General features: G+C 64.7%; 13 protein-coding genes. 5 read left to right on the top strand and 8 right to left on the bottom strand.

The genetic code is table 11. The features are described from left to right. Positions 1 to 11: 11 nt before the first annotated feature. The 3 genes from G3N58_RS14070 (at position 12) to G3N58_RS14060 (ending at position 3317) form a co-directional block, all read left to right on the top strand. Positions 12 to 1232, top strand: a complete 1221-nt coding sequence (locus G3N58_RS14070; RefSeq protein WP_241017107.1) for a benzoate/H(+) symporter BenE family transporter — start codon at positions 12 to 14, stop codon at positions 1230 to 1232. Between the two features lie 226 nt (positions 1233 to 1458). After that, positions 1459 to 2412 carry a transaldolase gene (gene tal / locus G3N58_RS14065; protein WP_205999431.1) on the top strand — a complete coding sequence of 318 codons (954 nt, stop codon included), beginning with the start codon at positions 1459 to 1461 and terminating at the stop codon, positions 2410 to 2412. 485 nt (positions 2413 to 2897) lie between these two features. Beyond that, positions 2898 to 3317 carry a VOC family protein gene (locus tag G3N58_RS14060; protein ID WP_167049978.1) on the top strand — a complete coding sequence of 140 codons (420 nt, stop codon included), beginning with the start codon at positions 2898 to 2900 and terminating at the stop codon, positions 3315 to 3317. Between the two features lie 282 nt (positions 3318 to 3599). On the opposite strand, the gene G3N58_RS14055 is transcribed toward G3N58_RS14060, so the two are convergent. The 4 genes from G3N58_RS14055 to G3N58_RS14040 all read right to left on the bottom strand — a co-directional run bounded on the left by G3N58_RS14055 (position 3600) and on the right by G3N58_RS14040 (position 7362). Next, positions 3600 to 5150 (bottom strand): sodium:solute symporter family protein, encoded by a 1551-nt coding sequence (locus G3N58_RS14055; protein WP_167049980.1) that lies wholly within the window; start codon positions 5148 to 5150, stop codon positions 3600 to 3602. Next, positions 5147 to 5389 (bottom strand): DUF3311 domain-containing protein, encoded by a 243-nt coding sequence (locus tag G3N58_RS14050; RefSeq protein ID WP_167049982.1) that lies wholly within the window; start codon positions 5387 to 5389, stop codon positions 5147 to 5149. The genes G3N58_RS14055 and G3N58_RS14050 overlap by 4 nt, the downstream gene beginning before the upstream one ends. Before the next feature lie 298 nt (positions 5390 to 5687). Then, positions 5688 to 6632, bottom strand: coding sequence for a spermidine synthase (locus tag G3N58_RS14045; RefSeq protein ID WP_205999430.1), 945 nt, complete (start codon positions 6630 to 6632; stop codon positions 5688 to 5690). A gap of 268 nt (positions 6633 to 6900) precedes the next feature. Then, positions 6901 to 7362 (bottom strand): MEKHLA domain-containing protein, encoded by a 462-nt coding sequence (locus tag G3N58_RS14040; protein ID WP_205193393.1) that lies wholly within the window; start codon positions 7360 to 7362, stop codon positions 6901 to 6903. A gap of 216 nt (positions 7363 to 7578) precedes the next feature. On the opposite strand from G3N58_RS14040, the gene G3N58_RS14035 reads away from it, so the two are divergent. Together G3N58_RS14035 and G3N58_RS14030 are read left to right on the top strand one after the other, a co-directional pair. Continuing rightward, positions 7579 to 7824 (top strand): type II toxin-antitoxin system CcdA family antitoxin, encoded by a 246-nt coding sequence (locus G3N58_RS14035; RefSeq protein ID WP_167049988.1) that lies wholly within the window; start codon positions 7579 to 7581, stop codon positions 7822 to 7824. Further along, complete coding sequence (locus G3N58_RS14030) at positions 7824 to 8138, top strand: CcdB family protein (protein WP_167049990.1); 315 nt, start codon at positions 7824 to 7826, stop codon at positions 8136 to 8138. The genes G3N58_RS14035 and G3N58_RS14030 overlap by 1 nt, the downstream gene beginning before the upstream one ends. 50 nt (positions 8139 to 8188) lie before the next feature. On the opposite strand, the gene G3N58_RS14025 is transcribed toward G3N58_RS14030, so the two are convergent. The 4 genes from G3N58_RS14025 to G3N58_RS14010 all read right to left on the bottom strand — a co-directional run bounded on the left by G3N58_RS14025 (position 8189) and on the right by G3N58_RS14010 (position 13230). Then, positions 8189 to 8683, bottom strand: coding sequence for a DNA-deoxyinosine glycosylase (locus G3N58_RS14025; RefSeq protein WP_167049992.1), 495 nt, complete (start codon positions 8681 to 8683; stop codon positions 8189 to 8191). Then, positions 8680 to 9396 (bottom strand): chorismate lyase, encoded by a 717-nt coding sequence (locus G3N58_RS14020; RefSeq protein WP_205999429.1) that lies wholly within the window; start codon positions 9394 to 9396, stop codon positions 8680 to 8682. The genes G3N58_RS14025 and G3N58_RS14020 overlap by 4 nt, the downstream gene beginning before the upstream one ends. A gap of 274 nt (positions 9397 to 9670) precedes the next feature. Then, positions 9671 to 11569 (bottom strand): molecular chaperone HtpG, encoded by a 1899-nt coding sequence (htpG, locus tag G3N58_RS14015; RefSeq protein WP_205999428.1) that lies wholly within the window; start codon positions 11567 to 11569, stop codon positions 9671 to 9673. A gap of 206 nt (positions 11570 to 11775) precedes the next feature. After that, the gene (locus G3N58_RS14010; RefSeq protein WP_205999427.1) at positions 11776 to 13230 is read right to left on the bottom strand and encodes a PLP-dependent aminotransferase family protein; all 1455 of its coding nucleotides are present in this window, start codon (positions 13228 to 13230) and stop codon (positions 11776 to 11778) included. Positions 13231 to 13467: the final 237 nt, after the last annotated feature.

Below are 13467 nucleotides of genomic sequence, written 5' to 3'. Positions count from 1 at the left end.
AAAGTATTCGCATGAGTTCGCCTCCTTCACCCCAGCTGTCCCCCGCCACCACGCCGCCCGGGCGTCTCAATCCGCTCGCCGATACGTCGCTGTCCGCGATCGTCGCCGGCTTCGTCGCGGCGATGACCGGCTACACCAGTTCGCTCGTGCTGATGTTCCAGGCGGGCCGGGCCGCGCATCTGAGCGACGCGCAGATTTCCTCGTGGATCTGGGCGCTCTCGATCGGCATGGCGCTGTGCACGATCGGCCTGTCGCTGCGCTTTCGCGCGCCGATCGTGATCGCGTGGTCGACGCCGGGCGCGGCGCTGCTGATATCGTCGCTGCCGAATGTCGACTACGCGCAGGCGATCGGCGCCTTTATCGTCTGCGCGGCGCTGTTGACGCTGGTCGGCCTGACCGGCTGGTTCGACACGCTCATGAAGAAGATTCCGGCCGGCATCGCGGCGGCGCTGCTCGCGGGCATCCTGTTCGAGATCGGCATCGAGATTTTCCGCGCCGCGCAGTTCCAGACCGCGCTCGTGCTGACGATGTTCTTCACCTACCTGATCGTCAAACGCTTCGCGCCGCGTTACGCGATCGTCACGACGCTCGTGGCCGGCACGATCGCCGCCGGCGCCCTCGGGCTGCTCGATTTCAGCCACTTTCACATCGCGCTCGCGCATCCGGTGTTCACGATGCCGGCGCTCTCGGTGGCGGCGAGCGTGAGCATCGGCATTCCGCTGTTCGTGGTCGCGATGGCCTCGCAGAACGTGCCCGGCATCGCGGTGCTGCGCGCGGACGGCTACACGACGCCGTCCGCGCCTCTGATCGCGACGACCGGCATCGCCTCGCTACTACTCGCGCCGTTCGGCTCGCACGGCATCAATCTCGCGGCGATCACGGCAGCGATCTGCACCGGCCCCGAAGCCCACGAGAATCCCGCCAAGCGTTACACGGCGGCGGTCTGGGGCGGCATTTTCTATCTGCTCGCGGGCATCTTCGGCGCGACGATCGCCGCGCTGTTCGCCGCGTTGCCGAAGGCGCTGGTCGTGTCGGTCGCGGCGCTCGCGCTGTTCGGCTCGATCATGAGCGGCCTCGCCAACGCGATGCAGGACGCGAGGCAGCGCGAAGCCGCGCTCGTCACGTTCATGGTGACCGCCTCGGGGCTCACGCTGCTGTCGATCGGCTCGGCGTTCTGGGGGCTGGTCGCAGGCGTGGTGACGCAAGTGGTGTTGAACGCGCGGCGCGCCTGAAGCGCCCAGGCACGGCCTATGCGCGCGAACGGATCGCAAAGGCCCGCCGTTTATGCCGTCCTCGACGATCCGCCATAGAATAGATGCATCCGGCAGCGCGTCCCAGCCCTATCATGGGACGCGCTGCGGCGTGACCCGCGGCCGCCGGCACCGGCTCTTCCTGCCGGTACGGCGGCAATCTCATTTCTCCTGAACCACGGCGCACGCGCGCCCAGAAGGCTCGAACATGACAACCGCACTCGATCAACTCAAGCAATACACCACCGTCGTGGCCGACACCGGCGACTTCCAGCAGCTTGCGCAATACAAGCCGCGGGACGCGACCACCAATCCGTCGCTGATTCTGAAGGCCGTACAGAAGGACGATTACCGGCCGCTGCTCGAAAAGACCGTCAAGGCGCATGCGTCGAAGCCGGTCGGCGCGATCATCGACCAGCTGCTGATCGCGTTCGGCACCGAAATCCTCAAGATCATCCCGGGCCGGGTGTCGACCGAAGTCGACGCGCGCCTGTCGTTCGACATCGAAGGCTCGATCGCCAAGGGCCGCGAGCTGATCGCGCTGTACAAGGACCATGGCATCGGCCGCGAGCGCGTGCTCATCAAGCTCGCGTCCACCTGGGAAGGCGTGCGCGCGGCCGAGGTGCTGCAGAAAGAAGGCATCCACTGCAACATGACGCTGCTGTTCTCGCTGGCCCAGGCCGCCGCCTGCGCGGAAGCGGGCGCGCAACTGATTTCGCCGTTCGTCGGCCGCATCTACGACTGGTACAAGAAGAACGCCGGCAGCGCGTGGGACGAAGCGAAAGACGGCGGCGCCAACGATCCGGGCGTCAAGTCGGTGCGCCGCATCTACGCGTACTACAAGGAGTTCGGCTACAAGACCGAGGTGATGGGCGCGAGCTTCCGCACGACCTCGCAGATTCTCGAACTGGCCGGCTGCGATCTGCTGACCATCAGCCCGGAATTGCTGCAAAAGCTGCAGGAGAGCGGCGACCCGGTCGAGCGCAAGCTGTCGGCGCAAATGTCGGGCGACGCGGACATCGAGCGCGTGCCGGTCGATGAAAAATCGTTCCGCTTCCTCGTCAACGACGATGCGATGGCGACCGAGAAGCTCGCCGAGGGTATCCGCGCGTTTGCGGCGGATGCGGTGAAGCTGGAGAAGCTGATCGACGCGCTGCGTTGATGAGCGGAGCGTAGCCGCGGTTGCGGTGGCCCGTCGGCTCTGCCGCTCTGCCGCTCTGCCGCTCTGCCGCTCTGCCGCTCTGCCGCTCTGCCGCTCTGCCGCTCTGCCGCTCTGCCGCTCTGCCGCTCTGCCGCTCTGCCGCTCTGCCGCTCTGCCGCTCTGCCGCTCTGCAGTATGAAGCGGCCAGTCGCGCGGCGGCCAGCGGCAACGCAAGGCATCATCACAGGACGGCCCTGAACCTCGCGGTTCAGGGCCGTTTCGTTTGCCTCTCGCCGTTTGCCGTTTGTGCAGCCCAAGCCGATACCCAACTCGCAAGGCACCCGACGTCCGCACGCTCCCACACCACGCCGCCTACTCCTGCGCCTCACCGTCACAAACCACGCACGGCAGACGACTACAATCGACCCCACACCCGCCCCGTCTCGCCGTCACGCGCGGAGAAACGGCGGCAGTCGGCCCACGCCTGATCTTTCAAGGAGACGATCATGTACGTTCAGCCTTACGTGTTTTTCAACGGCCGTTGCGAGGAAGCGCTCGACTACTACAGCGAAAAGCTCGGCGCTCAGGTGATCTTCAAGATGCACTTCAGGGATGCGCCGCCCGACCCGAACAACCCGCCGCGCCCCGAACTCGCGGACAAGATCATGCACGCCAACGTGCAGCTCGGCACGACCTTCTGGATGGCCTCCGACGGCGCCTGCGATCCCGCAGCCGGTTCGTTCAACGGCTTCAGTCTGTCGCTGACCGTCGAAGACAGCGCCATCGCCGAAAAAAGCTTCAACGCACTCGCCGATGGCGGTCAGGTCGTGATGCCGTTCCAGAAGACGTTCTGGAGCGAAGGGTTCGGCATCGTGGAAGACCGCTTCGGCCTGAAGTGGATGGTCACGCTGCCGCCGCAGGTTTGAGCGGCGCATCGCGGCAGTCATACGGCGAACGTACCGCGCGGCATCATCCGGCCCAGCGCCGGGCGTCACGGTAGGCGGTCACGGCCGGGGCACCGGCCAGAGGCCAAAACCAAAGCCAAGCCCTGGTGACGCACCATGAACGCGTCGCAAAACGACTCCGCCACCCCGCCACGAAGCGCCACACAAACAGCAACGCCCGCAAACTTTCGTCTGCGGGCGTTGCGTTTTCAGCATGCCATCAAAATCCGGAACCGCTCCGGAACGACGGAAGCCGCAAATCCATCAGCTTTCGGCCATGTCCAGATAGTCTTCCGGACTCGTGCGGTCCTCGCCGCCCTGCATGCCGACCACGCGCACGAGCAGGCTCACCACGACCGCCACCACGAGGTTCACGATCAGCGACCACACCGCCGCATAGCCCGGAATCGCCATGCCGAACAGGTGGATCGTGAAGATCGAACCGGCGAGCTTCAGCGAAATCGCCATCCACGTGCCGGTCGCGATGCCTGCTGCCCAGCCGATCAGCAGGCCCCGGTAGTCAAGCACGCGCGTGTAGAGACCGAGCACGATCGCCGGCAGCGTCTGGATGATCCAGATACCGCCGAGCAGTTGCAGCTGGATCGCGTACGTGAGCGGCAGGCCGAGAATGAACGCGACCGCGCCGACCTTGACGATCAGCGAGACCAGCTTCGCGACGTTGGTCTCCTGCTCGTGCGTCATGTTGCGGTTGATGAACTCCTTGTGCACGTTACGCGTGTACAGGTTCGCCGCCGCGATCGACATGATCGCCGCCGGCACCAGCGCGCCGATACCGATCGCCGCGAACGCCACGCCGACGAACCACGACGGGAAGAAGTGCAGGAACAGCGCCGGCACCGCGAAGTTCGGGCCGAATGCCTTGAAATACGGCACGAACTCCGGCATGTCCTTCACGCCGGCCGCGAGCGCCATGAAGCCGAGCAGCGCGAGCAGACCGAGCACGAGCGAATAGGCCGGCAAGAGCGCCATGTTGCGGCGGATCGTGTTGCCCGACTTCGACGACAGCACCGCCGTGATCGAGTGCGGATACAGGAACAGCGCGAGCGCCGAGCCGACCGCGAGCGTCGCGTAGGCGCTATAGCCGTTCAGATTCGAGACGTCCGGCGACTTCAGCAGCAGCTTGGCCGGCGGCACCGCGCCGAAGATATGGCCGAAGCCGCCCAGTTGCGGCGGAATCACGATGATCGCGGCGAAGATCGTCACGTAGATCAGGATGTCCTTGACCACCGCGATCATCGCCGGCGCGCGCAGGCCCGAGGTGTACGTGTAGGCCGCGAGGATCGCGAACGCGATGATGAGCGGCAGATCGCCGACGAAGCCGGTCGTGTCGAAACCGAGCGCGCCGATCACCACTTCGATACCGACCAGTTGCAGCGCGATGTACGGCATCGTCGCGACGATGCCGGTCACGGCGATCGCGAGCGCCAGCATGCGGCTGCCGTAACGCGCCGAGACGAAGTCGGCCGAGGTCACGTAGCCGTGGCGCTTGGCGACGCTCCACAGCTTCGGGAACACGACGAACGCGAACGGATAGATCAGGATCGTGTACGGCAGTGCGAAGAAACCGGTTGCACCCGCACCGAACACGAGCGCCGGCACCGCGACGAACGTGTAGGCGGTGTAGAGGTCGCCGCCGAGCAGGAACCACGTGACGATCGTGCCGAAGCGCCGGCCGCCGAGCCCCCACTCTTCGAGATGGGCCAGATCGCCGCGCCGCCAGTGCGCCGCGACGAAACCGAGAATCGTGACGCCGATAAAAAACAGAACGAAGACGAACGTTGCAATGGGGTTCATTGTTGTGCGCCCCCTTGCGAGCGGCCCGTATAGCGGGATTTGGTCTTGTTGTAGACGAACGCGGTAATGACCGCGCTGATCAGCACCCAGAGAAGCTGATACCAATAAAAGAACGGGAAATCGAACAGCTGCGGCTCGACCTTGTTGTAGGACGGCACCCAGATCATCGCGATCCAGGGCAGCAGCAACAGCCAGAGCCAGTGCTTGCTGGCCTTCTTCACGTCGGCGTCGTGAGCCATGACGTCTCCTCTTTCCTATTTGAATTGTTTGCCCGTGGTCGACGGGAGGTGGAATCACAGCGGGTGGTCGTCCCGCGGTCGGCCACGGACGCCCCGAAAGCTTCGAAAGAGTATAGGAGCCCCGAACGCCCGGTCAAGCAGGGACGACCCGAGGCGCAACGGCGCGCGGCAAGGCGCATATCGTAGCGGTATGTATCGGCATGCCGGGGCACGTAGCGGCACGCGAGGCCATGCGGCGGCAACGCGCCGCCGCGATGCGGCTCGCCGGCCGGCTTACCTCAGCCAGCCGCTACGGCGATCAGATCGCAAACGAAGCGCCGCTCTGCCCCGTCGATTCGCGCAGCCCCCTGATCCACTTGCGCGCCGGCAAGCCGAGTTGCGCTTCGATCAGCTTCGCGCGGGTTTCGAGCCTCGCGAACGGCACCTCGAGCGCCGGGCCCGAGAATGCGATCGCGATGCGATTGCCGTCGTGCACTTCGGGCAGCGCAACCACGCGGCCGTCGAATGCCTCGTTAAGACGCTTCATGTTGCGCACGAAGCTCGGATGGTCGCCGAACAGGTTCACCGTGACGATGCCCGCGTCGCTCAGACACGCACGCGCCGCACGATAGAAGGCGACGCTGTCGAGCACCGGGCCGCGCGCGGTCGCGTCGTAGACGTCGATCTGCAGCGCGCCGATCGTACCGTGGTTCGCGCCGTCGTTGACGAAGTCCCAGGCATCGGCTTCGCGCACGGTCAGGCGCGCGTCGTCGTGCGGCAACTCGAACATCGTGCGCGCGGCCACGACGACCGCCGGATTCACTTCGATCGCCTCGACCTTGGCGCGCTTCAGGAAGCGGTGCGCGAACTTGGTCAGCGAGGCCGCGCCGAGACCGAGCTGCACGATGCGCTTCGGCGTTTCGAGGAACAGCAGCCAGGCCATCATCTGCTGCGCGTATTCGAGTTCGATGTGATCGGGCTTGCGCAGACGCATCGCGCCTTGCACCCATTCCGTGCCGAAATGCAGGTAGCGCACGCCGCCCTCTTCCGAGAACGTCACCGGCGCGAAACGCGGCTTGCGCGGGGCTTCGATTTGCGGCGCGTCGCGCAGGTCGTTATCGGCGCCGTTCGTGCGGCCCGCGCCGCGGGAAGTACTGCGGGCATTACGGGCGATTTTCTGCTTGCCGCCAACGGCATCGGCGTCGGCATCGCGGTTACGGAAAGCACGCGCCTCGGCCGAAGCGCGCTTGATCAGTTTCGTCATGTGAGGATGTCGCGCCACGGGCGCAATTTTTGGTCGAACGAGAGCATAGCATTCGACGGGGCAACACTCGGCGTCAATCGCAGACAAGCTGCCGCCCTACTTCGAACTGGCGCGCATGGGGAACGCAAGCATGCGCGGGGTGGCTCGATGGCAGACGCAGAAGCCGGTATCGATCGACTACACGGCTAGCGAAACTGCCATCGCGACGCGCCTTGGCAGCGACGTCCCGTAGACCGATACGATGCTCCCGAAGCGTCTGTCGCCGCGCTCAGGCGTCCTGCCAGTTGCGATACGTTGCGGCCTGCCCCCGATAAACGCCTTCGCTATCGAGCAGATTCCAGACCGTGACGTCCTCGATCCAGAATCGTCTTCCCGAACTCGAGATGCGCAGGCCGCGATAACCGGTCGCGAACCCGTGCAATCGCACCGATTCGAGCAACCTGTCGCGCTCGTCCCGATTCGGGTGTTCGGCCGAAAGCCTCGAACGCAAGGCCGTCATGCCGTCCCAGTCGTATTCGAAGCAGCGTTGAGCCGCTTCGTTCGCGTAGATGAAACGGGGGTCGGCGTCGGTGTTGTGCGCGAGCACGCAGAACGGCGCGCTTTCGTAGAGCCAGCGGGCCGCGTCGGCGCCGGAGATTCCGCCCTCGACCAGCGGCGTGCCGACAAGCCGCAAATGGTTATCCGCCAGCAGATTGAAGAAGTCGAGGTCGCTGCTCAGAGATGCCGTCATCGTATCGGTTACCGTTGTCATTGAATGCGGGCGATTCTATCAAGGGGCCAACTCCGCCGCTCCCAACCCCGCAGGCCTGACCGACAGTACCGTCGTTCAACCGTACGGCCAAAGCGGCCAAATCGTTGCTCGCATGGCCAATCGCTCACCAATCAAGATTCAACGTTTTTATGTGGGCTAAAATGCGCATAATTCACCCACATAATGAGCAACGCCATGCGTCATCCAGCCGCCGATGTGACTCCTCGTCGGGCCACGAACATTAGCCTGCCCGAAGACGTCTACAAGGATGCCAAGGCACTCGGTATCAATTTCTCGCAAACTTGCGAGCGGGCACTGCGTCAAGCCGTTCAAGTGGAAAAGGATCGCCAGTGGGCCATCAAGTACGCCGGTTTTATCGAGGCCTATAACGAGATGGTTGAGCGCGATGGCCTGCCGCTCGCTCAATACCGGGCGTTCTGATGGCCCGTTTCGACGTATTTCCCAATCCGGGCCAACGTCCAGCGGTGCCTTATGTTGTTGATGTCCAAGGCAACCATTTATCCGGTCTGGCGACACGCGTGGTTATCCCGTTGCGACGATTGGACAGCTTTGCCCCAGTTCCTCTTCCGCCTGACCTGATACCTGTTTTCACGATCGAAGGCATCGAGTGCATGCTGGATACGCCGACACTGAGCGCGATTCCACGCACTGAATTAAGCCAATCCGTTACGTCGCTGCATCACCGGCAAGACGAGATTATTTCAGCGCTAGACCGATTGTTTGGCCGTTGGTAACCACCAGACACGCCAGGATTCCCGCTGACGCGAGACCACGTTCGGACGCGTCAATTCGATTCCCGCAGTTGCCGCCAAACGGCCAACTTTTCTGCGTATGGGACTGTGGCATAGGCGGGACTGCTTGATGGCAGGCGGAGCAGTCTATATTGCCCACCGCGCTCGCCAAGCGCATTCATGCCGATTTTGGCTGCGGTCCCGCCATTGAAGGCGATGGTGACCAGATTCGGCAATGTATCGACAAGAGCGACCAGGTCATTGCTCGCATGGTCGCGTATGCGGCTATCGAGACTCCCGATACGACGGGCCTCTGCAACGACGTCCCATAAACCGATGCGGTATTCGAGCAGCTTATCGAGACGAGTTGCATAGTCCATACCGACCAGATTTTGCTCTATTGCCTCCCCAACAAGCGCCCAGAACTTGTTCTGCTTATGCGCATAGTACTGCCCATGCGCCAACGACATCTCGCCCGGCAAACTGCCCAGAATCAGCACCCGCGTATGGGCATCGACGACCGGCGGAAAGCAGCGCTTGAGCGTCATGAGCGATGGCCTTCGTCACGGCATCGCGCGAGCGGGCGGCCGTGTTCGCGCTGGTGGGCATAGGCCGTATGCGCGGCGTGCACGGGATCTCCGCGTGCGCCGGCACCGCGCTCTTCATCCGAAACCCCGGAAGCCCCAGCAACACCCCAAGCCCCCACGCACTCCCACAGCGCCGGCAACATACACTCCGTCACCATCAAAGGCGCGCCATGCCGCTCGAACACCGAGCGGCGCGCGACCAGCGCATGCGGCGCGCGCGAAACGCCCGCGCCGATTTCCCGCGCCGCCAGCGCATACAGCGGATGACGCGCCCCCACCCTGCGGCTCACCAGCGACGAGCGCGCGACGCTGGTGTCGCTATACAGCAATTCGGCGAGCGGCCGCGTGCGCAACCGCCGCGTCGCCTGCCACACGCCGACGCTCGCCGCGCGCGGCGTCACGCTATGCGCGGCGACGAACGGCACGCCCTCGACCGACAGCACGACCTCGCGCACCCACACGGGCGCGCGCGGCGCGAGTCCGAGCGCGGCGGCTTCGTCGGCCCATGGCAGCGCGACCGCTTCGCGCGTCACGCGCACCGCGACCGCGCCGAGCGCACGCAGATGAGCAGTCAGGGAACCGCCGCGAGTCAGCCAGTCTTTCTGCGCGGCGCTGAAGGTGGGCAAAGGTGCGACACGCCAGTGCGCGTCGGCGGGATCGAAACGGATAGGCATGGTGTCGGATTATAGCGGCGCGGTCTTGCAGCCCTCTTCATCGCGGCAGTTCACGACGCCACTTCTGCAATCTGACGCATAACGCAAATGCAAACGCACCAGTGCATGCGAAAAACGCGTCAGACAAAAACCAGCCAAGCGAAACAACTCACCGCACCCGTTCGCCTGATCGGGCGCAAAACCTCGGGCGCAAAAAAAATGCGCTGCCGAAGCAGCGCATTTTTCAACCAAGGAGCGTCAATCCAGCAACGGCATCAACGCCCCCGACTCACGTTCAACCCGCGCGCGACAGCAGCAACGCGTTGGTGCGCTTCACGAAGCTCGCCGGGTCTTCGAGCGAGCCGCCTTCCGCGAGCAGCGCCTGATCGAACAGCAGATGGCACCAGTCGTCGAAATTCGCGCTATCGGCATGCAGGCCCTTCACGAGCGCGTGCTCCGGATTCACTTCGAGAATCGGATGGAACGACGGCGCATCCTGGCCCGCGGCCTTCAGCATGCGCTGCAGGTAGCCGCTCATTTCGCCGTCGTCGGCGACGAGGCACGACGGCGAATCGGTCAGGCGGAACGTCAGACGCACGTCCTTCGCCTTGTCCTTCAGCGCGTCCTTCATCTTCTCGACGAGCGGCTTGAACTCCTCGCCGACCTTCTCCTGCGCCGCCTTTTCCTCGTCGTCCAGCGCGCCGAGATCGAGGTCGCCGCGCGCAACGCTTTGCAGCGGCTTGCCGTCGAATTCGTTGAGGAACGACAGCATCCATTCGTCGACGCGATCGGTCAGCAGCAGCACTTCGACGCCCTTCTTGCGGAACACTTCGAGGTGCGGGCTATGCGCGGCGGCCTGCCAGGTATCGGCGGTCACGTAGTAGATCTTGCTCTGCTCGGGCTTCATGCGCGCGACGTAGTCGGCCAGCGCCACGGTCTGTTCGGCCGTGCCCGTATGCGTCGTCGCAAAGCGCACGAGCTTCGCGATGCGCTCGCGATTGGCGAAATCCTCGCCGATGCCTTCCTTCAGCACCTGGCCGAATTCCTTCCAGAAGCCCGCGTACTTTTCCTTGTCGGCGTCGTTGTCCGAATTGGCAAGTTCTTCGAGCATCGACAGCGCGCGCTTCGTCACGCCTTCGCGAATCGCCTTCACGTCGCGGCTTTCCTGCAGGATTTCGCGCGATACGTTGAGCGGCAGATCGGCCGAATCGACCACGCCCTTCACGAAGCGCAGATACGTGGGCAGCAGTTGCTCGGCGTCGTCCATGATGAACACGCGCTTCACGTACAGCTTCAGGCCGCCGCGCTGCTCGCGGTTCCACAGATCGAACGGCGCGTGCGCCGGCACGTACAGCAGTTGCGTGTATTCGCTGCGGCCTTCGACGCGGTTATGCGTCCACGTGAGCGGGTCCTGATGATCGTGCGAGATGTGCTGATAGAACTGCCTGTACTGCTCGTCGCTGATGTCGTTCTTCGAGCGGGTCCACAGCGCACTCGCCTGGTTGACGGTCTCGTCCTCGTCCTTCGTGACCATCTCGCTCTTTTCCGCGTCCCACTCTTCCTTCTGCATCAGGATCGGCAGCGCGACGTGGTCCGAGTACTTCTGGATGATCGACTTCAGGCGATGCGACGACAGCAGTTCGTCCTCGTCGGCACGCAGATGCAGCGTGATGGTCGTGCCGCGCGCGGCGCGCTCGATCTGCTCGACCGCGAAATCGCCCTCGCCCGCGCTTTCCCAGCGAACGCCTTCGGCGGCCGGCAAACCGGCGCGGCGCGTCTCGACCGTGATCCTGTCGGCAACGATAAAGCCCGAGTAGAAGCCCACGCCGAACTGGCCGATCAGCGCCGCATCCTTCTGCTGGTCGCCCGACAGCTTGCCGAAGAACTCCTTGGTGCCCGAGCGCGCGATCGTGCCGAGGTTCGCGATCGCTTCGTCGCGGCTCATGCCGATGCCGTTGTCGTCGATCGTGACGGTGCGCGCAGCCTTGTCGTACGAGACGCGAATCCGCAGGTTCGGATCGTTTTCGTACAGCGCGCTGTTTTCGATCGCTTCGAAGCGCAGCTTGTCGGCCGCGTCGGACGCGTTCGAGATCAGCTCGCGCAGAAAGATTTCCTTGTTGCTGTACAGCGAATGGATCATCAGTTGCAGAAGCTGCTTCACTTCTGCCTGAAAGCTCATGGTTTCTTGGGCCATGGTCGGACTTCCTCTCTGTTGCGAATCAGGTTTCGGGCGATGGGGTGCCGGGCGACAAGGTATCGAACCGCGGCGAACCGGGGTTCGAACCCGCGTCCGGGTCCCGCGGGCGGGCCGAGGCTCACATCAAAGTGCGAGCGAGGCCGCGCCGGATCGTTCGCGCAAATGGGGACGCCCCGGCGCGGTTTCAAGGGGGGCCGGACAGTTCAGGCCGGGCGGCGCGCGACGCCGTCGAGATAGCGGCTCAGAAACGCCGGCAATTCCGGATCGCCGCAATTGGCGATATTGAAGCGCATCCACGTGCTCGGCGACTGCTGCGGCGAAAACAGCCCGCCCGGCGTCAGCAGGAAGCCGGCCTCGTGCCCGGCCGCGGCGAGCGCGCCCGCGTCGACGCCGGTGTCGGCCCACAGGAACATGCCGGCCGTCGGCGTCAGAAACAGTTTCAGGCCGGTCTTTTCGAGCACCCGCACGGCTTTGTCGCGCACGCCGTCGAGCCGCGCGCGCACGCGCTCGACGTGCCGCCGGTAGTGGCCTTCGGTCAGAATCTTGTAGATCACGCGCTCGTTGAGCTCGGGGCTCGTCATGCCGACCAGCATCTTCTGGTTGCTGACCACCCGCGCGACGTCCGGCCCGCACGCGATAAAGCCGACGCGCAGATTCGGCGCGAGCGTCTTCGAAAAGCTGCCGAGGTAGATCACGCGCTTCAGCTGATCGAGGCTCGCGAGCCGCGTGCCCGGGTAGCCGGGCGGGCACAGGTCGCCGTAGATGTCGTCCTCGACGACGATGAAGTCGTACGCCTCGGCGAGGCGCAGGATGCGGAACGCCTGGGCGGCGGAGAGCGACGTGCCGGTCGGGTTCTGCAGCACCGAGTTGATGACGAGCATTTTCGGCCGCCATTCCTGCACGAGCGCTTCGAGCGCGTCGAGATCGGGGCCGTCCGGCGTGTACGGCATGCCGACGAGCCGCGCGCCCTGCGCGGCGAAACAGGCGAACATCTGGAACCACGCCGGATCGCCGACGATCACCGCATCGCCCGGCTTCACGTAAATGCGCGAAATCAGGTCGATCGCCTGCGTGACACCCGACACCATCACGATCTGCTCGGGCGACGCGCCGATCTCCAGTTCCTCGAGCCGCGTCTGCAATTGCTGGCGCAGCGGCAGAAAACCCTGCGCGGTGCCGATGCCGAGCATCTGCGCGCCGCTTTGCCGGCCGAGCGTGCGCAGCGCGTTGGTAATCAGGTCGCCGTCGAGCCAGCGCGCCGGCAGGTAGCCGAGGCCGGGGCTGCGCTCGGGCCGCGCGCCGGTGTGGAGCATGTTGCGCAGCAGCCAGACCACGTCGATATTCGCCGGCGCCGGCAAGGTTTCGGCGCGCGGGGGCCGTTCGCTGAACGTCGCGCTGCTCTGCCGCTCGCGCACGTAGAAGCCGGAGCCGCGCCGCGATTCCAGATAGCCTTGCGCGACCAGCCGCTCGTACGCCTCGACCACCGTGAAGCGCGACACGCCCTTGTCGAGCGCGAGCTTGCGGATCGACGGCATGCGCATGCCGGGGCGGAACACGCGCTCCTCGATGCGGCGGCACGCCCACTGGACGAGCTGCTCGACCAGCGTCAGCGACGCCGTGTCGTGTGGGGCGGGAATCTGGGCAAGCGGGACGGACATGACGGGCTCCAACTGTACCGAATAGTATCGTGTCGATTGTACCGTTACTGTGCCGGTTGCGGCCGCTACATTGAAGCGTCACGAAGCGTGATGGCGCGGCGCGCAGACCTCGCAAATACGTTGCAAGCGCGCCGCCGCGGACTGCAAACCACGCTCCGCCAGCCATCCGCATGGCCCGCCGATCCGGCAAACGGTTATGCTTACGGCCCCGGCAGCGCCGCCTTTATTACACCTCGC

Source organism: Paraburkholderia sp. Ac-20342, from assembly GCF_017104985.1.
GTDB lineage: Bacteria > Pseudomonadota > Gammaproteobacteria > Burkholderiales > Burkholderiaceae > Paraburkholderia.
This window is presented reverse-complemented; position numbering and strand designations above follow the sequence as displayed.